The organism is Salinicoccus sp. Marseille-QA3875 (assembly GCF_054950095.1).
In genome coordinates this window covers 1492352-1517208 of record NZ_CM143103.1, presented here as the reverse complement: position 1 = coordinate 1517208, position 24857 = coordinate 1492352, and the positions used below count along the sequence as shown (strand labels likewise).

Here is a 24857-nt window from a genome sequence, read left to right as displayed (position 1 = left end):
TTTCCAGGAAGTGCATGAAATGAAGAGAATGATAACCGTAATCATGATTGTTCAGTTTCTGATCTACTTCGGTTTCAGCATGATTATTCCTGTCATACCGGAAATCGTTACTGAACTGGGTGCATCTACGACTCATATGGGATGGCTGCTTGCGATATACTCATTGGCGAGCTTTCTATCAGCACCTTACTTTGGACGGCTGAGTGATAGAGTCGGCCGCCGCAAAATTTTGCTATATGGGTTATTGGCTTTTGCATTCAGCTTTTTCATATTTGGTGTTTTTATAGATAATCTGTTGATCCTATACATAAGCCGTATAGTGGGTGGCGCCGCATCAGGTGCACTGTACACAGCTACAACAAGTATGGTTGCTGATATTACAACCCGTGAAACACGGACTAAATATATGGGCCTTATAGGCATGTCCATCGGTATGGGCTTTATTTTCGGTCCGGGTATCGGAGGGCTGCTCGCCGGTATCAGTCTGAGCTTAGCCTATTTTATGACGACCCTCGTCATTTTGGCAACTTTGATCTTTTCTATATTTAAAATCAAGGAAACTTATAAGCCCACAACAAATGTCAGGAAGAACATCACGCTGCCCACAGAGTATCTGCTGCAGCCGGTGGGCATTTTATTAGTATGTACGTTTTTAATCATGCTGATCAACAGTGGTATGGAAAGTACATTCCAGCTGCTCGGGATTGAAAGAATCAATATTACGCCTGCTGAAATGGGCATACTGTTCTTTATCGGCGGCATATTCAATGCCATCGTCCAAGGCGGAGTCATCCGCAGGCTAAAAGATGGTCAGGAAATGCCGTTCATGCTCATCGGGCAGGCATTTACACTCATCGCGTTTATCATGCTGCCATTTATGAACGGCCTGATATATGCCGGTTTCTGTATCGTCTTCCTTATGGTAGGCAACGCTCTGGTAAGAACTTTGGTCACTTCACAAATCACGAAGGAAGCACAATCCCATGAAATGGGACGCATGACCTCCACAACATATTCAATGGACAGCCTGGGCAGAATAGTCGGGCCAATCAGTTTCAACCTGTTATTTGTCATGGCACCTGGCGTTCCGTTCTGGTTCGGAGCAGGCTTGACCATATTTGCAACATTCTTCATTTTCCAATATTACCGTAAAAGAAAGCAGGTGGCGTTATGATCTTCGTACTGATGATGCTGATATACCTGGTGATCGGATACTCCACAGTGATGATGATGAGAAATCGGACACTGGATATACTCAGATTGATTTCAGGAGTCGCATTCATGATGATGATTCTCATCTACAGCCTGTCACTCGTGAACCCCGCTGCTGTCATTGTCTTTGTACTCGGCTTATCTTTGATGCTGTCAATTGAAATTGCTGCTTTTAAAGAGAATAAAAATGATCGTGACAATGTATTTCTAATCTATGCATTTACAGCGATGTTTGCTGCAGTCCTGATCATAATGATTTTCACGAATTAAATCAGAAGGTGAAAATATGAGAAGAGTTATATCTATACTTTTAATCTTGATGCAGCTTTTATTTTTCATAAATTACTTTTTAAATGAAGGTGTAATGTTTTTCAATTTATATTTGTGGGCTTTTACTGCGATATTCGGCATCATGATGGGTGTCCGTTCATGGAAAAACGGCCCATACTTATATGAAAATCACTTTTTTTACAAAACAACCTGCTTAATCTTATCCATCATAAGTATCTTGTCCGTATTGTTCATTTTCTTTATGCTTCTCACACGTCCCTACTTATTATAAAAAGGTTGGCATCCGAATCAGATGCCAACCTTTTTTCTCATTATTTCTTTCTTAACTGATTCAATCTGACTTTTCCCTTTTGAAGAATCGGCATTGCCACTTCTGCTGCAGTGTAGAGAGGTCGTTTGAGTATATAATCGAATTCCCCGATCTTTTCGGAAACTTCCGTCCCCCATACTTTCTTGAACTGCCATAGTCCAAAATGAGGGGACTCCTTTTCAGGCATCACACTGACACCGCCGAAATCGTAAGTTTTTGCGCCTTTATCTCTCGCATACTGCATCATTGCATACTGCATATGGTGATTCGGCAGAAAATCTCTGTAATCGTTTGATGAAGCACCATATAAATAATATGACTTGTGTCCTGAAAGTGCTAAAAGTGCGCCTGACAATACTATGCCGTCCGGATGCTCTTTCTGAAGTTTTTCAGCATCCTGAAGCTGTTTATAGAGTTTGTCCTGTCTGTTGCTCAAATCTCTTAACTGATTATCTTTTTTTCCACTGTCTTTTTTCTTATGTGCTTTTTTCATCTCATTTTCAAGCTTCTCAAGATCTTCTTTCACCGATATCTCCACTTTTGAAGGGTTGAGTCTGACCAGGAACAGTTCCATATGGCCATTCGGGTGCAGATTGTCATACATCGATTCGAAATAAGTGATGTCTCTTGTCAGAAAGCCGTCACGCTCTCCGGTTTCTTCCATCAGATTCACAAAGGTTTTAAGCTCGTTTCTTCCAGCCGTATATACTTCCGTTCCTTTTTTGAGGGCACTCCGGACTTTTGTACGGTTGTTTCTTTCAAAGCTCTGCAGAAGCTCCGCATCATTCTTATCAATGTCAGTAACCATCGTCTGACGAGGCTGAATCGTATTCTTGCTCATACCGTCCTGGAAACCATGATGTTTGAAACCTAATATCTTCAGATTTTCCAAAGCATCTTCATACTCATCGACAGGCAGGTCCGGATCAATTTTTATAGCATATGCCTTTTCGTCTTTGGCAACTATGATCGCTTCTTTCAACATCGCTTCCACCAGGGCGTTGTCATGGTAATCACACACAAAGCCTCTTGATATATAGCACAGTGTTGTATTTATTTTCGGCACTTTCTTAAACAGAAGTGTCGCGACGCCTTTTAGTTCTGAATTTTCGTCTGCCAGTGCAAACCTTCTGAAATACCACCCTGTAAGCTTTTTCGATTCTGCCCAGTCTGTCAGCTGAAGCAGGTCGCCGTTCGGATGTTCTTCGATAAATCTATTATGCTCTTCCTCATTTAAATGCAAACGTTTATACATGGTTATCTCCAATCCAATAAATCTGTTATAATTCCATTTATGAAAGGTGGCTGAATATGAGACTTACTATACTAATCATTTTAATTTTATTGAATGTAGCCAGCATGTTGGAAATGGGACAATACGCCGATACCGGCTTTATCCAGCTGTTAAGTTTACGTATCATTCTTTCCATTGTCTCTTTTATGTTATCTATAGCCTATCTGTTGGTAGGCGGCTCGCGGGAAATCAGGATATTCAGCATAATCACTATGTTAACCGCACTTTCGCATTTGGGTTATATGCTTTATATAAACTTATAATCTGCGCCCATATATTTTCCACTCTTACCGGCCATGCCCACTTCAATGGATATGGCCGGATTATCACCTTCTGACAATTCAATCGTTGTTCGATCGTCTATCTCTCCCTGCCACACACCGATCACATCGAAGAAAGCGCGCCATTCTGCCACATCTTCAACTTCCTGCTTAATGATCATCTCTGAAGGTTCCATCTCGGCTCCAAAGCTTTTTATACGTTCAATTCGTGCACTTTCCGGTTCTTCCCACTGGATGAAAAATGGGAACATGATTCTTTCATGCATTATATATAATAAAGACCAGCGCAGCGTTTCACCTTCTGTTTCCCTTTCCATATACAGCGGGCCGAGCGTTTCATAGCCCTGTGCCCGGTAACGGTCACGCAGCATGACGATATCTTCAGCAGCGAGTGCATAGCGGATGAAATCATTTGTATAGTTCGTTTTATAGATCGCTTTGGCAAAAGAGTCTTCCGCTTCACGGACATGATCGGTAAACAGTTTCTCATCCTTGATGGATATATATTCTATATAACGTGTATCAATATAAGACAATAGATTCTCTGTGCCCAGACGGGTATGGACACCGCCTGTGTGGATGGGCAATGGTGCCTCTTCTTTTACATCATCCAATTGGTTTACATAATGTATGATGTGATCGAACTTAATCATAATCAGCCACCTCATTTTCATATATAATCATAACATTTTAAGCACTTTTTTGTATTGTCATGTATTTTATACCATTTTCATGAAAATAAAAAGCCGATATGATTACATTCTGATGTGTAATCATATCGGCTTTTGTAGAAATGCTAAGTTTTTAAAGCATCACAGGATTTTTCCTGCAGCTTTTTTACTGTTATACGTTGTTCTGATTCGGCATCGAAGAAATGCCCGCATTCCATATCAAATGCGAACCTTCTCTTATCACCGGCTTCAATATTATGACGGGCATCGATTCTTGCCATATATTCCTGATGATATAGATCGGCATAGATCATGGTGTCCGCACCATGGAGTTCACACACTTTGACTCCTGCATCAAAGCTTGAGTGTGATTCTTTGACATATTGTGCTTCACTCTTTATATCCTCAGGTCGTATACCAAATTTAACCGGTTTATTGTCATAACCTTGATCAATCAGCATCTTTTTTTTATCTTCAGGTATTTGAAATATATTATTACCGATAAAAAGATCGCCGTCATGAAGCTCTGCGTCAAAAATATTCATAGGAGGGGAACCTATGAATTCTGCAACAAAAATGTTTTCCGGAAGATCATATACTTCTTTAGGTGTACCGACCTGCATAATATCCCCTTTATCAAGCACTACAATTCTGGAAGCCATGGTCATAGCTTCAGTCTGATCATGCGTGACATAAATCGTTGTCGTATTGAGTCGTTTGTGCAGCTTGATGATTTCAGAGCGCATCTGCACTCTTAGTTTGGCATCGAGGTTTGACAAAGGTTCATCCATTAGAAACACACCTGGATTACGGACGATCGCTCTTCCCAAAGCAACTCGCTGCCTCTGTCCGCCTGACAGTGCTTTCGGCTTACGTTCCAAATATTCTGTAAGCCCTAAAATGCCTGCAGCGTCATAAACTTGTTTTTTGATATCCTTTTTAGAGGTTTTTCTGATCTTCAGACCAAATGCCATGTTGTCATAAACACTCATATGGGGATATAATGCATAATTTTGAAAAACCATCGCGATATCGCGGTTTTTCGGCTCAATTTCATTCATTCTTTTGCCATCGATATAAAAATCACCATCCGTGATTTCTTCAAGGCCCGCGATCATTCTTAAAGTTGTAGATTTCCCGCACCCGGAAGGACCGATGAAAACTATGAATTCACCATCACTTATATCCAGATTGAAGTCCCGTACAACTTCCGAACCACTGTCATAAATTTTCCTTACATTTTCAAGTCTCAATTCAGCCATCTGGTCGCCTCTTTTATAAAATCTTTTTAGCAGTTGTCTCTTCTTATCACTCTATTTTTTAAATGCGCTTCGAGTACGTCGCCTGCCAGATCATTGATTGCACGCACATACTCGAATACGCCCCGCAGCATGGGATAAAATGCTCTGACCCCAGCTTCCCCGAAGGTGGATAAGATAAATGTGATCACATTCAGCTTTCTGACTTTCAATACCGTTGAAATCAATGTTGTCAGCGGACCGATCATCTTGCGGTAATTGCTCTCAGCCTTATTGCTTTCCTTAACCTCGTTGACGAAATCAATGACGCGCGGCAGACGCTCCCCGACCATTTCTGCATCATCTTCATCTAAATGATAATGACTTCTCGTCTTTTGTTCTATCGTTTTAAATTCCCTGCTTAATATAAGGTCTTTAAAACCCGGTGTCAGCAGTTTTGCTGCAAGGGCATTGCTTTTTTTATTCAAAAATTTATTGAAATACTTTGAGCTTTCAACATGCTTTTGAAATATTTCATCTTTGGACTTCAAGTACTTTGCAATCGAAGTTTTCAACTCTTCAATACCCCGATTATCTTTCACACTGATAAAGTGATACTTAAGTGGATCATTAATCAACTTTTTAAAAGTGACATGCAATTCCGAGTTTTTTTCCTGCATCAGTAAGGACTGGTCATATTTACCTGAAACATCGGTTAAAGTATCCAATTTACTGTAGATGAATGTAACTTTAATGTTATTTTTAGCAAGAAACTTTATAATCTTTTCGTCTACGTCCCTGATCTTGGATGAAAAAACATAAAGTACATGTTTCACTTTATATTTTTTCAGAAGTTTCTTATATTGTTTTGGGGAAAATTCGGTCGTACCGACACCTGGAAAATCGAGCAGCTGCCCCTTGTCTTTATAGGAATAGCCTATTACATCTCTTGTAGCGTCGGTTTCAGTTGATATGTGCGAATCTTCACCTGTCAAAGCACTTATCAAAGCACTTTTTCCTGCATCCACCTGCCCAATCACAGCGATTCTGTAATCGATTGAGCTTTTCACATATTCAAAAAAATCTTCAACCAAAGGATGTTCATGTGACATCCTATCACCTCATCATATACTTTGTTTGTTTTTACTTCCCATATAATTACTTATTGCCAATCCTGCAGATAATGAAACAATCGATGCAGCCCAGATACTTGCTGTATCAGGCAGACCCGGGTATATCGGGAAAACCGAACCGAATAAGAGGCCGATGATTATGGCATACATGATATATGTGTAATTCCTGAGTAAAAATTGAATGCCTCTGCCCGCAAGCAGCAGACCGGATACAATTCCAAGTCCTGTAGCAATCAATACCGGTAAAACTTCGAAGTTTAATGAAGTGAACTCACTGATTGCTCTCATAATAATCGGGTATGCCCCGATTATTAATAAAACAAGCGAGCCGGAAATTCCGGGAAGCAGCATCACTGCTGAAGCCAGCATTCCGCTGAAAAACAATCCGATCAGCATTAATAATGAAATGTCGATACTCTCTATTGAAGTACCATTTTCACCTGCGGTCGATAACCAATATAAGAGTATTATTGCTAAACCCATCAAAATATAATGTATCGATTTAAATTCCACTTTGTAGTTCGATATACTGAACATCATAGGGATGACGCCGAGTACCATCCCTATGAAAAACCAGTGGGTCGGTATAGTATACTGCGTCAGTAAATAATCCATCAATGAAGACATTGTGAGTATTGCAGTACCCATCCCTATTACCAGTGGCAGCAGATATATAATTGATTTCTTATAGTGTTTTGAGACAATATGGCCGATCGCGCCTAAAAACTGTTCATATATTCCGAGCAGCAATGCCATTGTACCACTGCTCACCCCGGGGATGATTTCACAAATCCCCATTAAAAACCCTCTGAAGAGGTTCATCCATTTAAACATACTATTTCCTCACTCTTTATAACGTAAAATTTCATTCATTTTTAGCATGGCTTTCATATTATAGAATGATTGTAGCACAAATAAAATTAAAGTTTCATGAATTAGGAGTATAATGGAGCTGTTAACGCATTATATATTTTTTAGGAGTTGTATACATGAAAAGTCTAGGCGTTTATTTTGGTACATTTGCACCATGTCATGTCGGACATTTCGAACAGATCATCCGTGCGAAAAGGGAAAATGACCATGCCCTGGTCATTGTCAGCGGCTATGAAGGAGACCGCGGGGACGAACATGGAATGAACCTGAATCACCGCGTAAAAGCGATGAGGCAGTTATGTGCCGGTGATGAAAATGTCACAGTACTCAAATTGGATGAAACGGAAATACCCAGATATCCGAAAGGCTGGCAACTGTGGCTGGAAAAGATGTCTGATATCATTAAGGGCAATCTGCCATATCCATCTGATGACATGATTGATCTGACATTTTATGTGGGAGAAGAGGAATATATTGAGCCTCTAAAATATTTTTACACAAAATATTGGAAAAATGTTTCAACAAATGTCATCCTTGTAGACAGACAAATCCTTAAAATCAGCGGCACAAATATCAGAGAGTCCGCATTGATAAACTGGGACTACGTCACCCGGCCTTTCCGCCGATTCTTTGTTCAGAACGTTTTGGTTACCGGTGCGCCTAATACAGGTAAATCAAAACTGGTACAGGATTTGGCAAGGCGTTATTCTACGAGTTATTCTGTCGAGTATAAGAAAGACTACCAGGTTGAACATCAGGTCCGTTCGGAAGAGCTGGATGTAAAAGATTTTCATGCCATTGGTATCGGCCAGTTCGATATCAACCGGAAAAATATTCATTCACCTGCAACCAGAAAAGTTTTCTTTGCAGATACCGACGTCATGACTGCCAAAGTCATGACCAAACTGTCCGATTCAAATGAAGCTTCCAATCGATTATATGATGTATTCGATTATTATATTAAGCTTCAGAACTGGTCCCTTGTATTATTATTGCCTCCGGCTGAAGACGTTGAATATGATAACATCGTCTATAAAGAACTTTTAAAAGAAATCGAAAATAATAATCTTTTGAAGCTGACTCACGAATTGAGCGGTACATCATATAAAGATATTTATCAGGAAGCACACTCACTTGTAGATAAAATGCTCGCAGACGGCAAAGATAATTAATAACAATATGTTTATTTTCTAAAAATTACGATATTATATAACTAAGCTTAATCATAGGAGGAATTCAGATTGCAAAAGAAAATGTTAATGACCCCCGGTCCAACACCCATCCCGGAAAATGTAAATCAGCGTATGGCTGAAGAAATGATCGGTCACCGTTCAAGTGATTTTACCGACTTGATGAGCAGCATCAAGCCGAAGATCAAGGATGTATTCGGAACAAAAGATGATGTGGTGATCTTATCGTCAAGCGGAACAAGTTCATTGGAAGCGGCAATGGTGAATTTAGCTGCACCGGATGAAGATGTAGTCGTTATTGTAAGTGGTGCTTTCGGCGCCCGGTTCCGTTCAATTGCCGAAACATACCCATATAATGTCCATACTTATGAAGTGGAGTGGGGAAATGCGGTAGATCCCGACCACTTCAAAGATTTTCTATCTAAGTTAGACAATATAAAAGTTGTTGTTTCACAGGCTTGTGAAACATCCACTGCAGTTTTACATCCAATAACGGAAATCGGTCAGATCGTCAAAGGTTACAATAAGGACACTTTGTTTATCGTTGATGGAGTGAGCAGCGTCGGCGGTACAAAATTCAACATGGTGGAATCAAATATCGACTGTCTGATTTCAGGGAGTCAGAAAGCTTTGATGCTCCCCCCAGGACTGGCATTCGTTGCCATGAATCAGACAGCTAAACAAAAAGTAGAGAGCAACGAGATTCCAAGATTTTACTTGGACTTGAATCAGTATTTCGATTCTTTGGATAAAGATACGACACCTTTCACACCTGCAGTATCTCTGATACAAGGTTTGGAAGCCGTACTCGATTCAATCGCAGAAGAAGGCCTCGAAAATGTCTTCGAAAGACACCTTAAAATGAGAGATATGTTAAGAGCTGGTCTGAAAGCACTTGATTTGGAACTCCTTGTAGAAGATGAGTTTGCATCGCCTACTGTTACAGCGTTCAAATCCTCGTCTGACGAGCTTTCGCACATCAAAGATGAGTTGAAAAATAACTTCGGTATAACGATAGCTGGAGGGCAGAAACATCTGAAAGGCAAAATTCTTCGTATCGGCCATATGGGCTATATGTTCCCCGCTGATATCATCGTCGTCTTAAGTGCAATGGAAGGTATATTAAGCAAGTATCGCAAAGAGAATTATTACGGCAAAGCAATAACAAAAGCCCAGGAGGTATTTTTTAATGACTTATAAAGTTCTTGTTCTGGATCCGGTAAGCGAAGATGGTATCAGTGAACTTATCAATCATCCAAATTATCAGGTGGATATCAATACTGGTCTGACAGAAGATGAAATTATAAAAATTGTTTATGACTATCATGCTGTCATTGTTCGCAGCCAGACTAAAATTACAGAAAAAATCATTCAGCATGCCCGCTCACTAAGAGTGATCGCCCGTGCAGGTGTCGGCGTTGATAATATCGATATCGATGCAGCAACAAAGCTCGGTGTAATCGTAGTCAACGCACCGGATGGCAATACAATCTCAGCAACAGAGCATACGATGGCCATGATGCTCTCCCTTTCCAGAGACATTCCTGAAGCTCATAAAGAATTGTCGGAAGGATTATGGAACCGCAGTGCACATAAAGGCGTCGAATTATATGGCAAAACTCTCGGCATCATCGGTCTTGGTAAAATCGGTTTTGGTGTTGCACGCCGTGCCCAGGTTTTCGGTATGAAAATAGTGGCTTTTGACCCTTATTTATCCGATGAGAAAGCAAAAGAATCAGAGATAGAGAAGATGGAAGTGGATGAGATTGCACAAGTTGCTGACTTTGTTACAGTACACACCCCGCTGACACCGCAGACTAAAGGTATCGTCGGAGCAGCCTTCTTTGAAAACTGTAAACCGAACCTCCGCCTGATCAACGTCGCACGCGGCGGCATCATTGATGAAGCAGACTTACTGACAGCGTTGAAAGAAGGTAAAATCGGCGGTGCGGCATTGGATGTATTTGAAGAGGAACCTCCGACTGAGATGGAGTTGCTCTCACATCCAAATGTTGTGGTCACGCCCCATCTTGGTGCTTCAACAATCGAAGCCCAGGAAAAGGTCGCAGTCAGCATTTCCCGGGAAATCATACAGATCCTTGAAAACAATACGATTATTCACGCGGTCAACGCACCACGTATCAGTGAAAATATCAGCAAGGAATTGAAGCCTTATATCAACATCTCGAATCATATGGGCTCAGTGGGCATTCAATTGATGAATCAGCCGCCTAATGAAATCAGATTGAAATATCATGGCGATATTGCTGTCGATGACACAAGCATGCTCACACGCTCATTTATTGCGAGCTTACTGAGCCCCCATTTCGGTGAAAGTGTGAATATCATCAACGCGCTCTATTTCCTGCAGGAGCAGGATGTCACATACAAAGTGGAGAAAAAAGGAAAAACAAAAGGATATAATAATTATCTGGAAGTTGAATTGTCCAACAATGAAGAAAACCTGGTTCTTGGCGCAAGTGTCCTGGACGGATATGGTGAACGCATCGTCAAAGTTGATGACTACCAGGTCGACATCAAGCCGACAAGACATATACTCATCATCAACCATATCGACCGCCCCGGCGTCATTGGAGACATGGGTGTCATTCTCGGCAAACATGCAGTCAATATCGCCAGCATGCAGCTTGGCAGATCAAATGAAGGCGGCGCTGCCCTCCTTTCACTTTCACTGGATTCTGCAGTGAGCGAAGAAGCATTGGAAGATTTAAAAGGTATAAATGGATTCAAAAATGTACGTCAAGTGGATTTGAACTTATAATACAGCGAAAAACACCGCCGAAATCAAATATCGGCGGTGTTTTTATTTATTTGACTAAACTTTCAACATGGAGAACGTCCGGGACCAGGTTGTCTCTTTGTACTCCGAGGTCTGTGAAAGTCGGAATGATGTCGTCCCCTGTCAAACCTGTAAGTGTTCCTATAAATTCAACTTCCATCTTCTCCGCACAGAAGTAATCTGCTACCGAATCTCCGACAACATATACTTTCTCTTCAGATACATTTTCTCCTTTGACGGACTCTTCAAAGTACGCTTCATTCTGTTCGTAAAGCGTCCACAAGTAACTGTAAGGATGCGGTTTGGACAATTGACGATCCACTCCTTTTTGGCCTTCTGCTTCTTTTACTTCAGAAGCTGTGGAAATCCTTTGATCTTCAAAGTATTTAAGCAGCCCTGCCGCTTCAAAAGGTATGAGAGTTTCTTCTCTTGAACGACCTGTGGCAATACCTATTGTCTTATCTGCGTCAAGAAGATTTTTCAGCATGCTTTCTATTCCATCAATAGGAGCAAGCCATTCTTCCTGGTGAAGGAAGCCTTCCTTATCGCCTTCTATAGGAAGGTCGCTGTCCTTCTTTCTCATCCTTTCACTGCCGAGATACCATTCCTGATATATGTGCTGCCCTAAATGCCATAATTTGCTGTTTGTTCTGAAATCATCTTTTTCATTCAGGTATTTCAACGAAGTTGCATAGTTTACCAGGCCATCATAAATCGTTTCTTTAGTGTACTCGTCACCATCAAGAAATTCTAATACTTTACCGTAGTCCGGCTCGGCATCACCAAGCATCTCGCCCATCTCGTAAAGGTTATTAATATTTACATTGCTTATATTGATACCTGAATCTTGCAACAGGTTGATATAAATAATCGAGAACGATATGTATAACATGTCCCAGTTAGAGTTTAATCCCATCTCTTTATAACGGCTTAAAACTTTATCGTCCAAAAAGATTTTATTTCTAATTTCTGCAATTTCTTCATCCGTATAAGATGTTTTAAATTTTTCCTGAGTCAAATTTAAATATCTTGGATTAAAAAGCAATTCATGTACAGACAATGCAGCTACATCAAAACATCTTTCTTCACTTAAAAATACACCATCAACATCAAAAATTACAACGGACATAATGCGCCTCCTTCAAAGCGGGTTTCGTCTATTATTTATATTAAAGTTTCTCACATTAATATGTAAATGTCGAACACTATTGCTATTAATCTTTTTCATCCAATGAATGCTCTGTTATAATATTAACTAAATTTACAAATAAAGGGGATAATTTATAGTGGCACTTACATATTTAAATGATTTGAAAAGAGAAATCGGCAAAGTGATCGTTGGTCAGGAAGAAGTGGTGGACCTGATTTTCATCAGTATCATACAAAAGGGGCACATACTGTTTGAAAGTGTACCGGGAACAGGTAAAACCGTTCTGTCGAAATCCATTTCCAAGGTGATGGGCGGCAATTTTTCAAGAATTCAATTTACACCCGATGTACTTCCGACCGATATTACCGGTATGAATATATACAATCCGAAAACAAAAGAATTCGAACTGCATCCCGGCCCTGTTCAAACCAATATTTTATTGGCAGATGAAATCAACCGTGCCACTCCACGTACTCAATCAGCACTGCTGGAAGTGATGGAAGAAGGGCAGGTGACCGTCGACGGCAAAACTTACCCCCTCGATGAACCTTTCATTGTTCTTGCTACACAAAACCCGATTGAATCGAAACAGGGGACTTTCGATTTACCTGAAGCTCAGATGGACCGGTTCTTTCTGAAAATAGATCTGGGTTACCCCTCTTTTGAAGAAGAACGGCTGATGCTCGACCTTCACAGGAATAAACAGATTCAAACTTCAATAGAACAAGTGCTGACTTTGGAAACTATAAAGGAAATTCAAGAGTTAGCCGGTAAAATAGAGATTAATGATACTGTCAAAGATTATATCATCAATCTGGTCCATCAGACACGCAGTCATGAACATATTGAACTCGGTGCATCGCCACGCGGAACAATCGCCCTGATGCGGGCGAGTATCGGCAGCGCCCTCATCAACGGCAGAGACTATGTAACGCCGGACGATGTAAAGTATATCGCACCATACGTTTTAACTCACCGCATCGTTCTTAATATCGAAGGCATGACACTGACCAGCCACGATGAAGTAATCGAAAATATTTTAAATAATACAGAAGTTCCAGTCGAATTTGGAGTCACAAGAGATGAATTATAGAGTCGTCCATACTGATTCCAGAATTGAGGCATCACTCTTTTTTATCATAGCCGTGATGATTATATTCAACCTGCTATTCACTGTGGATTTGAACGTCTGGTTGGAGCTGATTATAGGAATTGTCATTACGATGACAGTGCTGAACTTAATTTATGAAAAATATGTTGCAGCTGAGCTGACGGTGGAAGTTTCACCGATGCAGATCAGAAAATATAAAGGTCAGGAAGGCACTTTGCAATTAAAAATCATTCAAAAGGGATGGCTGCCCATTTTATCTGCACAAATCCATATCTCAGCTGGCGACGACATTAAATTTTATAATGATCAGGCATTGAAAATCAGGAATGTTACAGAGAATACTTTTATGTTCACTGTATTTCCCAGGAAATCAACGTTAATCAAAATCCCTTTCGAAGCTAGAAACAGGGGGATGAGCAAAATTATAAATACTAAAATAAGTGTTCCCCGTCTTTTTGGATTCGGTGACATCAAACTCGAGCAAGTCGGTCACTCAAACCATGAAATACTCATCTATCCAGATCGGTATGCATTACATAATCAAACACTGAAAGCCAAAATCGTGCAGGGATTATATTTAGAAAAGAATACTTTATTCAACGACCCGCTGCTTGCAAGCGGCAGCAGGCCATATGAGAGAACAGACAGTCTGCGTGACGTCCACTGGAAGCTGAGTGCACGAAACGGTGAACTGATGACGAAAGAATATGAAAAGGCGACTCATATGTCGTGGCTGTTTTTAATTAATCTGAGGTCGGAGAAGTCATTTGCTCCACCTAATAATATTGAAATCATCTTTGAAAAACTGGCGTATATATTTGGTGAAATCACAAAGGAAAATATTCCTTTTAAGTTAATGGCCAACATGAGGACTTTTGATCAAGCTCATTTCTTCACCCTTGATGAAAGTTCAGGCAAAATGCATTACAGAACAACACTGGAGGCTTTAGCCCGTATAAAAACAATTACATATACAATCAGCTTTGATCGTTTCCTTAAATTTGTACACCAGACTGAAAAAACCCCGACGCATATCATATTTACAGGTGAAATCGATTCGCTGATTGTCAAAGAGCTGCAAATGTATATAGACAGAGGCACCGTCATTTATCAGTTGAATGAACATGGTCTGGAACCATTTAAACTGAATGCGTTAAAGGGGGCGGGCCAATGAGCTTCTTAAAGTTTCACACCACATTTGTAAGTGTATATCTTGTTGAAATGGCATTTATACTGATGATTTATCTCTTTTTAAATATTCATAATGTACCTGGTGACAGGAATCATGTACTCTTATTTCTTGCAGTCGTTCTGACACAGTATATACTCAGCCACCTGATCAATATAAAGTTCCAGCTGAAATTCATCTACATCCTGGTCCCCGTAACTTTTATTATTCTGATGTTTACAGGAGATTACTTCCTTTCTGCATTATTGATCAGTGCTTTACCTGTATGGCGTCTCGAACAGCTGCACTACAGCCTGTCTGACACACTCGCTCCTTTGGCAATACTGGCATCTCTGATCTGGCTCATCATCATCTCAGTGCTCTCCACAGCAGAAGTTGATGCAAACTTTAGCACCTTCAACCTCATATTTGTGCTTGCCATAATGGGATATATCATAAGTAAGATTGTCAGCCTGGCAATGGACAGCGGTTTCGGTCTGCCGTCGTATTTAAAAGTGATTTCAGTTTTTACAGCAATATTTCTGTCAGTCTCATTTTTCACCGGATATGTATATAAATTTGTTATATTTGGTCTAAGCTATCTGGTGATTTTCCTGTTGAATGCATTTGTATTTCTATTGAGACCGCTCTTTGGCTTTTTAGAAAATATCGAGTTGGAGTATCCGGACGAGCCATTCGAAGAGGAGGAATCCAATCTGGATGGATATGAATCACCCGAAGAAATCGTTTCAGCAACCAATCAAATCTTGAATATCCCATTCGGCCCTATTATTTTAGCCATCGCTTTCATCGCAATCATTTTATTCATTTGTTCATACTTTAAAAACCGTGACGTTGTAACCGACAACAAGGTGAGTCATCAGAAGCATACCTTTGCTGATAAGAATTCAACATATAAAAAAATAAATAAAAAAGCACCTGCAGACAAAGGACGCAAGTTGTATTTCGATTTTGAAAAATGGGCATCATCAAAAGGTTATGGCAGATATGAGGATGAAACGATCGAGCAATGGTTCAACCGCATGTCGCTGGATGATCATATTTCAATCTCCAAGCTTCAGTATTATCAAAAGATGCGCTATAAAGACAAAGTGTTATCTGAGGAAGAATTCAAATTACTGGAGATTTATATAAAAGAATTTAAAGATATTTTGAACAAAAAGCCGGATTGATATAATATCAATCCGGCTTTTTGTATCAATACTGATTCAAGTATTGTCTTAATTCCCAATCTGTCACCTGGGCACGGTACATATCCCACTCAATACTTTTGTTGCTGTGAAACCTTTTTGAGATATGGGGTCCGAGAGCATCCTGGACCACTTTATCTTCCTTCAATGCTTTCAAAGCCGTATACAAAGTTGATGGCAGGTCTTCAACACCAACCGCCTCTCTTTCTTCTCGTGTCATCTCATAAAGATTCAGATTAACCGGCTCAGGCAAACTAACCTTCTTCTTAATACCATCGAGTCCTGACTTTAAAATAACCGCCAAGGCCAAATAAGGATTTGCTGCAGGGTCGACAGAACGTATTTCAGCTCTGGTCGATAACTTCCTGGATGAAGGTATTCTCAGCAGAGGTGATCGGTTTTTACCGCTCCAAGCTATATAGCTAGGTGCTTCATAACCGGGTACCAGGCGTTTATATGAATTAACAATCGGATTGCAGACTGCCGTAAAACCTCTCGCATGCTCTAAAATTCCTGCCATAAAATATCGCATGTCACTGCTCAGACCGAAATCATCATTTTCATCATAAAAAGCATTTTCTTTTCCTTTGAACAAGGAAACATTGAAATGCATTCCACTTCCATTTATACCAAAAAGCGGTTTAGGCATGAATGTCGCATGGAGATTATGCTTTCTGGCAACTGTTTTGACGATCAGTTTGAAAGTCTGTATGTTATCACAGGCGCTGACAGCATCTTCATATTTAAAATCTATCTCATGCTGTCCCTCTGCCACCTCGTGGTGGGACGCCTCAATTTCAAAACCCATATCTTCAAGCTCCAGCACAATGTCACGACGGCAATTCTCACCTAAGTCAGTAGGTGCTAGATCAAAATAACCACCCTGATCATTTAACTCTGTAGTAGGGTGACCGTTTTCATCCAGTTTAAATAAAAAGAATTCCGGCTCCGGCCCTAAGTTGAATGCAGAATATCCCATGTCTTCCATTTCTTTTAACACTCTTTTTAAATTTGTACGCGGATCTCCTTCAAACGGTTCATTATCAACCGTATAGATATCACATATCAACCTTGCGACTTTTCCTTTACCTGCAGTCCATGGGAAAATCGACCATGTCTCAAGATCCGGTTTCAAATACATATCCGACTCTTCAATTCTTGCAAAACCTTCAATTGAAGAACCGTCAAACATCATTTCTCCATCAAGGGCTTTATCCAGCTGTCTTAGAGGCACCTCCACATTTTTGACTGTGCCCAATATATCCGTAAACTGCAGTCTGATGTATCTGACATTTTCGCTTTCTGCTATACGTTTAATATCATCCCTTGTGTAGTTGTTCTTCATCCATCCACTCTCCTTTATTGTATTAGAAAAATCTTGATAAATCTCCGCGGTTTGGCAGGGACTGCTTCAGTTCTTTGTAGTTAAAAATACCTTTGGCTGAATAGTCATCATCTTTGTCGAGAATCTCCCCAATCCTTTTCATCGTAAAACCTTTTTCCATTAAAAGTTTAATCGTCAAAAGTGTCTCGAGATTATTCATGGAAAACAATCTGTGGTTTCCGTCACTTCTTGTAAGAAAAATTAACCCGCATGTTTCATAATGCCGTATTTGACGGGCCGTCAAACCGGTTAGTTTTATCGCTGACGACATTGGGAAAACAGGAGAATTCCTTCGATTTTTATCATTATTCATGACTACCACCTCAACCATAAAAAAATAATAGCACATTTTTTTCCAAAATCATAATCGATGTCAGATTATCTAACATCTCAAAAAAAGCCACTGGGAATCATATGATTTCAGTGGCCATACAAACAGCTAAATAGTTCTTTATTTTCTGTGGAATTTATGTCTGTTTTTCTTACGGTTCATCGATAAAGTTTCTCTTGTAAATAATGAGTAGACCACAGGTACCACCAACAGTGTCAATAAAGTACTTGCCAACAATCCGCCTATTACACTGATACCCATCGGCTGGTTGATTTCTGACCCTTCACCGAGCCCGACAGCAATCGGAACAAGTCCGAGTATCGTTGTAAATGCTGTCATTAAAATCGGTCTGGTACGTAGATCAACCGCTTCTACAATTGCCTCATAAGGATTTTTCCCTCTTTCCCTCAGCTGGTTTATAAAATCAACGAGGACGATTCCATTATTGACAACAATCCCGATCAGTACGAGCAGACCTATAAAGACCGGTACACTGAGTGGAGTATTGGTAACCCATAAGCCCAACATTACTCCAATTGCCGATAAGGGGATCGTAAACATGATTACAAACGGATATTTAAAGGATTCAAACTGTGCAGCCATCACAAGGAATACAAGTACCACTGCAAGAACCATCGCCATCAGCATATTCATGATCGAATCTTCAATGAGTTCCTGATCTCCTGTAAACGACACATCGCTTCCTGCCGACAGCTCCAGATCATTCACAATGTCCTGCATTTCCACAACCGCTTCTGATAGGTTGGCCTCCGGCTCCAGTTCCAATTCATACTGGTAGGCATGCTGGCCATTGATCCTTTCAACAGCTGAAGGTGACGGCTGCCTTTCAATCTCAGCAACTTCATCCAACCTCAAGGCATCGCCGCCTTCTGTCCGTGATATTACCATTTCCCCCAGCTCTTCTTCAGAATCAATTTCCTCTTCAGGCAGACTCATGCGTACCATCAGATATTCTTCAGTACTTTCATCAAGTATCATAAAAACATCCATACCTGCGGTCAGATTATTAAAGGTCGCACCAACTTCAGATGCGGACAGCTGATTTTCAAACAGCACCTCCTGGTCCAGTGTTATCGCCAGTTCTTCTATCGTTTCAGTAGTATTATTGGAAACGCTGACTACAGCATCCATTTCGCCGAGTGCATCGGATACTTTTTCTTCATCGGCATTCAAATCCTGCTCACTGCTGTTCATCAGATTGAACGTCAGCACAGACGAGTCGGTCCCTGTCGAAGTTGATGTCATAATGCTGACTTCAGCATCTTCCACGTAGTTTTCTGCAATGCTTTGCAGTTCTCCTCCGACTTCATTTGCAACTTCGTTGGTTGTACGGCCGCGGTCGTCCACCGGCAGGGTCGTAATATATATTGCACCCTCTGAGTCATCGCCGCCTCCCCCGTCACCCATAGCGTCAGATGAGCCTGCCATGGCCAGGAAAACATCTATTTCATCAATGTTCATCAAATACTCTTCCATTTCAGTCAATGCGTCTTCTGTTGTATCAAGGTTCGTGCCTGAGGTCATATCTATATTGGCTGAAAAGAAGCTCTCATCCGTTTCCGGCAGAAAAATCATGCCTGTACGATAAATTCCAAAAGCCCCGAGCATCACCAGTGCCCCGACTATCAAAAATGTTACCAGACGGTATCTGAGCGAGAATTTAAGCATTCTCTGGATGAAACGGTTGTATATACTCCTTTGCCGTTTACCTTCAAGAGATTCATCCGGTGCTTTCATAAATTTACTCGCAAACATCGGAACTACCGTCAATGCAACAATAAGTGAGGCTAATAAGCTGAATGCTATCGTCAGTGAGAACTGGGTAAATATCTGACCGATAATCCCCTCTATAAAAAGTACCGGCAGAAATACTGCTATCGTTGTCAGTGTCGAGGCAGTAATTGCACCTGCCACTTCCCTCGCCCCTTCGTATGCCGCTTCTTTCGGTTCCTTTCCAAGTCCGAGATGCCGGTTGATATTTTCAATCACGACAATGCTGTTGTCCACCAGCATGCCCACCCCTAAAGCGAGCCCTCCCATCGTCAGTAAGTTAAGCGTAAAGTCTGAAAAATACATGAGTACAAACGTGAATATTACAGAGTAAGGGATGGCAATACCGATAATGATCGGGCTCCTGAAGTTTCTCAGGAATAAAAACAACACCACCATTGCAAAAATGGCACCGAGAATCAGAGCAGTCGCTATATCCTGTATTGCACGGTTTATATAATCGCCCTGGTCGAATAAAATATCCGCTTCCACCCCATCATACTTAGGCTGCTCAATCGTGCTTTCAAGAACACTTAAAAACTCATTCGATACTTGTGATGTATTTCCATTCGATTCTTCAAGTACGTTAATTAATATAGATGGAGTCCGGTTGGTCCTGGAAATTGTTTCACCACTGTCACTCAGCCTTTCTACAGTACTGATATCCCCTAAAGTAACCGCTTCTCCATCTTCAGGATCAACTGTGACGTTAAATTCTTTCAAATCTTCTACAGACTGCATCTGCGCCTGGATCCTTGTCGTGATCGAGTCGGTGCCGTCATTTATACTGGTGCCGGGCATGGAAATTTCACTGGCAGTCAGCATTTGCTGAATGGTATTTATATCAAGTTGATGACGCTCCACTTCATCCGCATCCAATTTTATCTCAATCGTCTCTGTAGTCAGTCCTTCAGTATCAACACTGGCCACACCTTCGATTCTTTCAAGTTCCTCACTTAAATCCTCCACAAGGCCCTGAAACTCCAGTTCATCCATTTCACTGCTCAGGGACATTTGAATGATCGGAAGCTGGGAAGGATCAAACTTCATAAATCTTGGGTCGCCTGCATTATCGGGAAGCTGTACGTTGTCCAACGCCTGACTGATTTCATTTTCCACATCATCTATATTCGTTGCCCATCCAAACTGAAGCAAAGTCAGACTGGAACCTTCTTGTGCGGTTGACATCAGCATATCCAGACCGGAAGTTGCAGATAAACTGTCTTCAATAGGTATCGTGACCTGGTCATTCACTTCTTCCGGTCCAGCCTGATCATATGTCGCTACGACAACGCCGATCGGCGGATTAATATCAGGTATTAACTTGAGCGGTATGTTAACAAGTGATACTGCGCCCAAAACAATGACCAGCAGCATCGTCACCATTGTCAAAACCGGCCGTTTAATTGAAAATTTTATCATGTCAGATCCCCCATTCGCCCCAATAATTTATATATATTCTAAAATGATAACGGTTGCAACAGCATTTGTTTTAACCGGGTATAAAAAGGGTGTTAACCATTAATGATTAACACCCTGTTCTCAATTATTTAAAAGAAATTCAAAATATTCATGATGAATACTAAAACTATGATGACCGGCAATATGAACTTAAGTAAGAAAATCCATGCTTTGAACAACGGATACATTGCGCTGTCATTAAGCACACCGACCTGGTTTTTAATTACCGAATGTTCAAGAATATAGCCGACAAATATTGATGAAATAAAAGCGTTCAGAGGAAGTATCATATTCGAAACAAGAAAATCCACGTTATCAAATATCGTTCCGGCAAAGAACTGCAGATCATTCAGCACACCTTCCGACAGTGCAGACGGGATGCCGACGATAAACACAATCAGACCAAAAACATATGCCATGATTTTCCTCTTGTTTTCATTGCCTTTAATCGCATTTGCCACGTTGATTTCAATCATTGATATTGCGGAAGTCAGCGTAGCAAAAAGGAATGCGATCAAAAATAGTATATAAAACACATTGCCAAGGGCGATCTCGCTGAACACCTGAGGCAGAACAATAAAGATCAGTCCCGGCCCAAAGACATTGTCCATTTCAAATGATGCGATCGCAGGGAATATAGCCAGGCCGGCCATAACAGATATAGCTATATTCATAAGTACGATATACAGCGCAGATTTCGTTAAATTATGTGTATTATCCAGATAAGACGCATAAGTAATCATTGTGGTCGCACCGACACTCAGTGCAAAGAACGACTGTCCAAGTGCATAAAGCACTGCCTGGGAGTCGATATTTTCAAATGAAGGCGTTAAAAAGAATGAGACACCTTCCATTGCATTCGGCAATGTTAGTGAGCGTATAATAATTATTAAAAACAGTATGAATAACAAAGGCATCATTATTTTAGATGCACGTTCCAACCCTTTTTGTACCCCCTGCGCAACAATGAAAGCGGTAAGCAGAAGAAATACTCCTTGTCCCGCTACTACATACAATGGATTTGTTACAATCTGACCAAACATTCCTTCATAATCAGAAATCGGCAGTAAACCGATGGTATTAATAAATGCAACGACCAGATAAAGTAATATCCAGCCCCCGATGACACTATAAAATGACAGCAGCAGAATAACCGCTATATTACCGCTCCAGCCAAACACACGATACCATCTTTTACCGCCCAGATATTCAAAGCTTTCTATCGGGTTTCTGCCGCCTGCACGTCCGATGACGAACTCAGATAATAATAACGGCAGGCCGACCACTAATGTGAACAGCAGAAACATAAGCAGGAATGCCCCGCCACCATGTTCAGCCGTCATGTAGGGAAAGCGCCACAGTGCCCCCAGCCCTATCGCTGATCCAGCTGCAGCCAGTATAAAACCAATTTTAGAACCCCATTGCGATTTCTCCAAATCTTCCCCTCCTGAATAAAAAAATATAGAACGTTTACATATATTAGCATACAAACACTTTTTTTAATAGTGAAATAAAACAACTTAAATAGGAAAAGCCGGCCCTCCCGGGCCGGCTGAAATTCAAATGATATTTAGTTTGGATTGTCTTCTAAATCCGGAATAGGTCTTTCGTAATACTGACGGTCTTTATTTGCGTTGAAATGGTCTGCCTTCTCCACCTTGACATCAGTCACATAGTCAGGCATTTCAACAAAGTTTTCGTAAATACCTTTTTCAACGAGGTAGTTTCCTTCAGGGAAGAGAACACCGACGTTGCCATCTCTTATATCAGCATGTTGTACGAAACCTTGGAATACACCGTTCCTATTGTAAAGAACAACTGCCTCGCCTTCTTCAAGACCTTGTTTATAGGCATCATTCTTGTTCATCAGGACACTGTAACGACCCATATGGTTGAATGCGTCTGTATCGCCGTAAACCATAGAGTTGAACTGTTTTCCACGGCGCATCAGAAGTTTGAATTCGCCCGCTTTTGCATTGTTGTCCGGAATATCCATGCTGATCAGATTTCCACGGCCGTCCGGTGTCGGACATACGCCGCCTTCACATAACCAGGCACCGCCGTACTGATAAACATCGCCGGCTTTCTTCAAATACTGGACACCATCGTACTGAGGGTTCGCTACAGCGATCTCATTACGGATCTCCTGACCGGATTTAAAATCAATCAGATGTGCATTTTCAGGTTTTACCCGTTTAGCAAGGTCAATATAAATTTTCCACTCACTACGGGCTTCTGCAATACGGTTACGGTTACCTTCAATTTCAGGTGAGAAGTAAATCATTCTTTCAGTTGAAGTTGACAGACCGCCGCCATCCTGTTCATAGCGGGTTTTTGCAGGCAGTACGATGACTGCTTCTTTTGCATCCAGAAGAGTGGATGTATTCAGAATAATATCCTGATGTACACGAATGTCCAGATTTTCCAGCGCATCTTTCACGAAATCAGGATCCGGCATCGTTTCAAGGAAGTTACCGCCCGACATATAGTAAAGTTTTAATTTCTTTTCATTATCTTCAGGCAGCATCGCATTTTCAATTGTTACACCGACAGAGTCTCCTGGCCACTTAGGCAGTTCGAAGTCCCATACTTTTTCAATTCTTTCAGTGTTAACTTCATCATAGTCTCCACCCGGTAATGAGAATGGATCAGCACCCATCTCACCTGAACCTTGAACACTTGAGTGTCCGCGAAGCGGCATAAGACCATTGTATTTGCGTCCAAGCCAGCCGCGAAGCAGCGCAAGGTTTGCAACTTGTGAAATGTTATCTGTTGCGTGTTTGTGCATTGTAAGTCCAAGCGCCCAGACCATAACACCATTTTTGGACTGTGCAAGCAGGTTGCTCAGTTCAATGATTCTATCCTTCTTGATTCCTGAAGATTTTTCTATCTCTTCCCATGATTGCTCCTGTACTGTTTCCCTGAGCTCTTCATAGTTATTGACATGTTCACGTACGAATTCATGGTTGACAGCTGAACCTTCTACTGCCTCTTCCATATCGAACCAGTGCTTCATGACACCATGCATTAAAGCAATGTCTCCGCCGATGTTCACTTCATAGAAATCGTCTGCAAGCTTTGTGCCGAATAATGCAGATTCTACGACTGAAGGCACCCAGTAGTTCTCCATGGCAGGTTCTCTGTATGGGTTGATTACGATAATTTTCGTACCGCGCTTTTTAGCTTCCATCATGTATTTAGTGGATACCGGGCTTGCGTTTGAAGCAACACTTCCCCAGAACACCAATACATCTGTACCAAGCCAGTCCTGATAGTTACAAGTTGAAGCACCGACACCCACCGAACGTTTCAAAGCAGATTTACTTGGTGAATGACAGATTCTTGATGCATTATCTATATTGTTCGTCTCAAGATAACGCGCTGTTTTTGCAGCCACATAATATGACTCGTTCGTGATGCCGCGGCTTGTTAAGTAGAATGCATACTGCTTGGGATCAAGTTTCTTCATCTTGTCTGCAACAGTACCCATTGCCTCATCCCATGAAATTCTCGTGAATTTGTTTTCGCCTTTACGACGGATCATCGGATAAGGGATACGGCCCAGCTCTCTAAGTTCTGATGAATCAAGCTTTCTAAGCTCATTTATGTCCTGGTGCAGTATTCTTGGTTCAATCGGTGGTGCTGTATTCAGTCTTAAGACGTTGAAACGCGTTGTACATACGTGCGGCCCTGTTAATGTCTGGTCCTGAAGACCGCCTACACCTAATGCACATCCGTCACAAACACCCTTTAAAATTATATTTTTTGCATAGTTCAGATTATCCTTGTTTTTCCATGCAACTTTTGCCGAATCTATAATATGTCTTGGTTTAACTTTTGTGAATCCAAAAGGTACAGGGCTGACCCATAGACTGGTATCCCATTTTTTAGTTTTCTTAATAGGACCCGGGTGTAAAGTTTTACCCATTTATGACACTCCTTTTATCGATAGTATAT

The 24857-nt window shown here is 41.0% G+C and carries 18 protein-coding genes and 1 pseudogene; 8 read left to right on the top strand and 11 right to left on the bottom strand.

The features are described from left to right. Nucleotides 1–19 precede the first annotated feature (19 nt). Together ACY8DT_RS07680 and mspA are read left to right on the top strand one after the other, a co-directional pair. A complete protein-coding gene (locus tag ACY8DT_RS07680) occupies nt 20–1174 on the top strand; it encodes an MFS transporter (protein ID WP_462419746.1) in 1155 nt (384 codons plus the stop codon). Further along, on the top strand, nt 1171–1482 hold the full coding sequence (mspA, locus tag ACY8DT_RS07675; protein ID WP_462419745.1) for a membrane stabilizing protein MspA: 312 nt from the start codon (nt 1171–1173) through the stop codon (nt 1480–1482). Before ACY8DT_RS07680 ends, mspA begins: the two co-directional genes overlap by 4 nt. A gap of 332 nt (nt 1483–1814) precedes the next feature. Here the strand turns inward: mspA and ACY8DT_RS07670 are convergent, their stop codons facing one another. From ACY8DT_RS07670 to ACY8DT_RS07650, 5 genes are all read right to left on the bottom strand, one after another. Next, nucleotides 1815–3068 carry a lipid II:glycine glycyltransferase FemX gene (locus ACY8DT_RS07670; protein WP_462419744.1) on the bottom strand — a complete coding sequence of 418 codons (1254 nt, stop codon included), beginning with the start codon at nt 3066–3068 and terminating at the stop codon, nt 1815–1817. Between the two features lie 286 nt (nt 3069–3354). Next, nucleotides 3355–4041, bottom strand: a complete 687-nt coding sequence (locus tag ACY8DT_RS07665) for a VOC family protein (protein WP_462419743.1) — start codon at nt 4039–4041, stop codon at nt 3355–3357. A 143-nt stretch (nt 4042–4184) separates the two neighbouring features. Continuing rightward, a complete protein-coding gene (locus ACY8DT_RS07660; protein WP_462419742.1) occupies nt 4185–5321 on the bottom strand; it encodes an ABC transporter ATP-binding protein in 1137 nt (378 codons plus the stop codon). 26 nt (nt 5322–5347) lie between these two features. Continuing rightward, on the bottom strand, nt 5348–6409 hold the full coding sequence (locus tag ACY8DT_RS07655) for a GTPase domain-containing protein (protein WP_462419741.1): 1062 nt from the start codon (nt 6407–6409) through the stop codon (nt 5348–5350). A 12-nt stretch (nt 6410–6421) separates the two neighbouring features. Next, nucleotides 6422–7228 (bottom strand): DUF368 domain-containing protein, encoded by an 807-nt coding sequence (locus ACY8DT_RS07650; RefSeq protein ID WP_462419740.1) that lies wholly within the window; start codon nt 7226–7228, stop codon nt 6422–6424. Nucleotides 7229–7419: 191 nt separating this feature from the next. Here ACY8DT_RS07650 and ACY8DT_RS07645 point away from each other — a divergent pair, with 191 nt between their 5' ends. The 3 genes from ACY8DT_RS07645 to serA all read left to right on the top strand — a co-directional run bounded on the left by ACY8DT_RS07645 (nt 7420) and on the right by serA (nt 11275). Then, nucleotides 7420–8475, top strand: coding sequence for an AAA family ATPase (locus ACY8DT_RS07645; protein WP_462419739.1), 1056 nt, complete (start codon nt 7420–7422; stop codon nt 8473–8475). An 81-nt stretch (nt 8476–8556) separates the two neighbouring features. Beyond that, nucleotides 8557–9693, top strand: a complete 1137-nt coding sequence (locus ACY8DT_RS07640; protein ID WP_462422243.1) for a pyridoxal-phosphate-dependent aminotransferase family protein — start codon at nt 8557–8559, stop codon at nt 9691–9693. Then, nucleotides 9683–11275 carry a phosphoglycerate dehydrogenase gene (serA, locus tag ACY8DT_RS07635; RefSeq protein ID WP_462419738.1) on the top strand — a complete coding sequence of 531 codons (1593 nt, stop codon included), beginning with the start codon at nt 9683–9685 and terminating at the stop codon, nt 11273–11275. The genes ACY8DT_RS07640 and serA overlap by 11 nt, the downstream gene beginning before the upstream one ends. 46 nt (nt 11276–11321) lie before the next feature. Here the strand turns inward: serA and ACY8DT_RS07630 are convergent, their stop codons facing one another. Next, nucleotides 11322–12422 carry an HAD family hydrolase gene (locus ACY8DT_RS07630; RefSeq protein WP_462419737.1) on the bottom strand — a complete coding sequence of 367 codons (1101 nt, stop codon included), beginning with the start codon at nt 12420–12422 and terminating at the stop codon, nt 11322–11324. A gap of 157 nt (nt 12423–12579) precedes the next feature. Here ACY8DT_RS07630 and ACY8DT_RS07625 point away from each other — a divergent pair, with 157 nt between their 5' ends. The 3 genes from ACY8DT_RS07625 to ACY8DT_RS07615 are packed head-to-tail and all read left to right on the top strand — an operon-like array spanning nt 12580 to nt 15915. After that, nucleotides 12580–13536, top strand: coding sequence for an AAA family ATPase (locus tag ACY8DT_RS07625; RefSeq protein ID WP_462419736.1), 957 nt, complete (start codon nt 12580–12582; stop codon nt 13534–13536). After that, the gene (locus tag ACY8DT_RS07620; RefSeq protein ID WP_462419735.1) at nt 13526–14728 is read left to right on the top strand and encodes a DUF58 domain-containing protein; all 1203 of its coding nucleotides are present in this window, start codon (nt 13526–13528) and stop codon (nt 14726–14728) included. Before ACY8DT_RS07625 ends, ACY8DT_RS07620 begins: the two co-directional genes overlap by 11 nt. Beyond that, nucleotides 14725–15915, top strand: a complete 1191-nt coding sequence (locus ACY8DT_RS07615) for a hypothetical protein (RefSeq protein ID WP_462419734.1) — start codon at nt 14725–14727, stop codon at nt 15913–15915. Before ACY8DT_RS07620 ends, ACY8DT_RS07615 begins: the two co-directional genes overlap by 4 nt. A 25-nt stretch (nt 15916–15940) precedes the next feature. Here ACY8DT_RS07615 and glnA read toward each other — a convergent pair whose 3' ends face one another. The 5 genes and pseudogenes from glnA to ACY8DT_RS07590 all read right to left on the bottom strand — a co-directional run bounded on the left by glnA (nt 15941) and on the right by ACY8DT_RS07590 (nt 24828). Then, a complete protein-coding gene (glnA, locus tag ACY8DT_RS07610) occupies nt 15941–17278 on the bottom strand; it encodes a type I glutamate--ammonia ligase (protein WP_462419733.1) in 1338 nt (445 codons plus the stop codon). A 135-nt stretch (nt 17279–17413) separates the two neighbouring features. Further along, nucleotides 17414–17630: pseudogene (locus ACY8DT_RS07605) on the bottom strand (MerR family transcriptional regulator); the annotation flags it as partial. Nucleotides 17631–17768: 138 nt separating this feature from the next. Beyond that, nucleotides 17769–20861 (bottom strand): efflux RND transporter permease subunit, encoded by a 3093-nt coding sequence (locus ACY8DT_RS07600; RefSeq protein WP_462419732.1) that lies wholly within the window; start codon nt 20859–20861, stop codon nt 17769–17771. A gap of 128 nt (nt 20862–20989) precedes the next feature. Next, the gene (locus ACY8DT_RS07595; protein ID WP_462419731.1) at nt 20990–22336 is read right to left on the bottom strand and encodes a sodium-dependent transporter; all 1347 of its coding nucleotides are present in this window, start codon (nt 22334–22336) and stop codon (nt 20990–20992) included. A 134-nt stretch (nt 22337–22470) separates the two neighbouring features. Next, entirely contained in the window at nt 22471–24828 is a 2358-nt protein-coding gene (locus ACY8DT_RS07590; RefSeq protein ID WP_462419730.1) for an FdhF/YdeP family oxidoreductase, read from the bottom strand. Nucleotides 24829–24857: the final 29 nt, after the last annotated feature.

Bases quoted from the DNA above. Each gene is read 5' to 3' on its own strand.
- ACY8DT_RS07680 (WP_462419746.1), top strand. From the start codon at position 20: ATGAAGAGAATGATAACCGTAATCATGATTGTTCAGTTTCTGATCTAC.
- mspA (WP_462419745.1), top strand. From the start codon at position 1,171: ATGATCTTCGTACTGATGATGCTGATATACCTGGTGATCGGATACTCC.
- ACY8DT_RS07670 (WP_462419744.1), bottom strand. From the start codon at position 3,068: ATGTATAAACGTTTGCATTTAAATGAGGAAGAGCATAATAGATTTATC.
- ACY8DT_RS07665 (WP_462419743.1), bottom strand. From the start codon at position 4,041: ATGATTAAGTTCGATCACATCATACATTATGTAAACCAATTGGATGAT.
- ACY8DT_RS07660 (WP_462419742.1), bottom strand. From the start codon at position 5,321: ATGGCTGAATTGAGACTTGAAAATGTAAGGAAAATTTATGACAGTGGT.
- ACY8DT_RS07655 (WP_462419741.1), bottom strand. From the start codon at position 6,409: ATGTCACATGAACATCCTTTGGTTGAAGATTTTTTTGAATATGTGAAA.
- ACY8DT_RS07650 (WP_462419740.1), bottom strand. From the start codon at position 7,228: ATGGGGATTTGTGAAATCATCCCCGGGGTGAGCAGTGGTACAATGGCA.
- ACY8DT_RS07645 (WP_462419739.1), top strand. From the start codon at position 7,420: ATGAAAAGTCTAGGCGTTTATTTTGGTACATTTGCACCATGTCATGTC.
- ACY8DT_RS07640 (WP_462422243.1), top strand. From the start codon at position 8,557: ATGTTAATGACCCCCGGTCCAACACCCATCCCGGAAAATGTAAATCAG.
- serA (WP_462419738.1), top strand. From the start codon at position 9,683: ATGACTTATAAAGTTCTTGTTCTGGATCCGGTAAGCGAAGATGGTATC.
- ACY8DT_RS07630 (WP_462419737.1), bottom strand. From the start codon at position 12,422: ATGTCCGTTGTAATTTTTGATGTTGATGGTGTATTTTTAAGTGAAGAA.
- ACY8DT_RS07620 (WP_462419735.1), top strand. From the start codon at position 13,526: ATGAATTATAGAGTCGTCCATACTGATTCCAGAATTGAGGCATCACTC.
- ACY8DT_RS07615 (WP_462419734.1), top strand. From the start codon at position 14,725: ATGAGCTTCTTAAAGTTTCACACCACATTTGTAAGTGTATATCTTGTT.
- glnA (WP_462419733.1), bottom strand. From the start codon at position 17,278: ATGAAGAACAACTACACAAGGGATGATATTAAACGTATAGCAGAAAGC.
- ACY8DT_RS07600 (WP_462419732.1), bottom strand. From the start codon at position 20,861: ATGATAAAATTTTCAATTAAACGGCCGGTTTTGACAATGGTGACGATG.
- ACY8DT_RS07590 (WP_462419730.1), bottom strand. From the start codon at position 24,828: ATGGGTAAAACTTTACACCCGGGTCCTATTAAGAAAACTAAAAAATGG.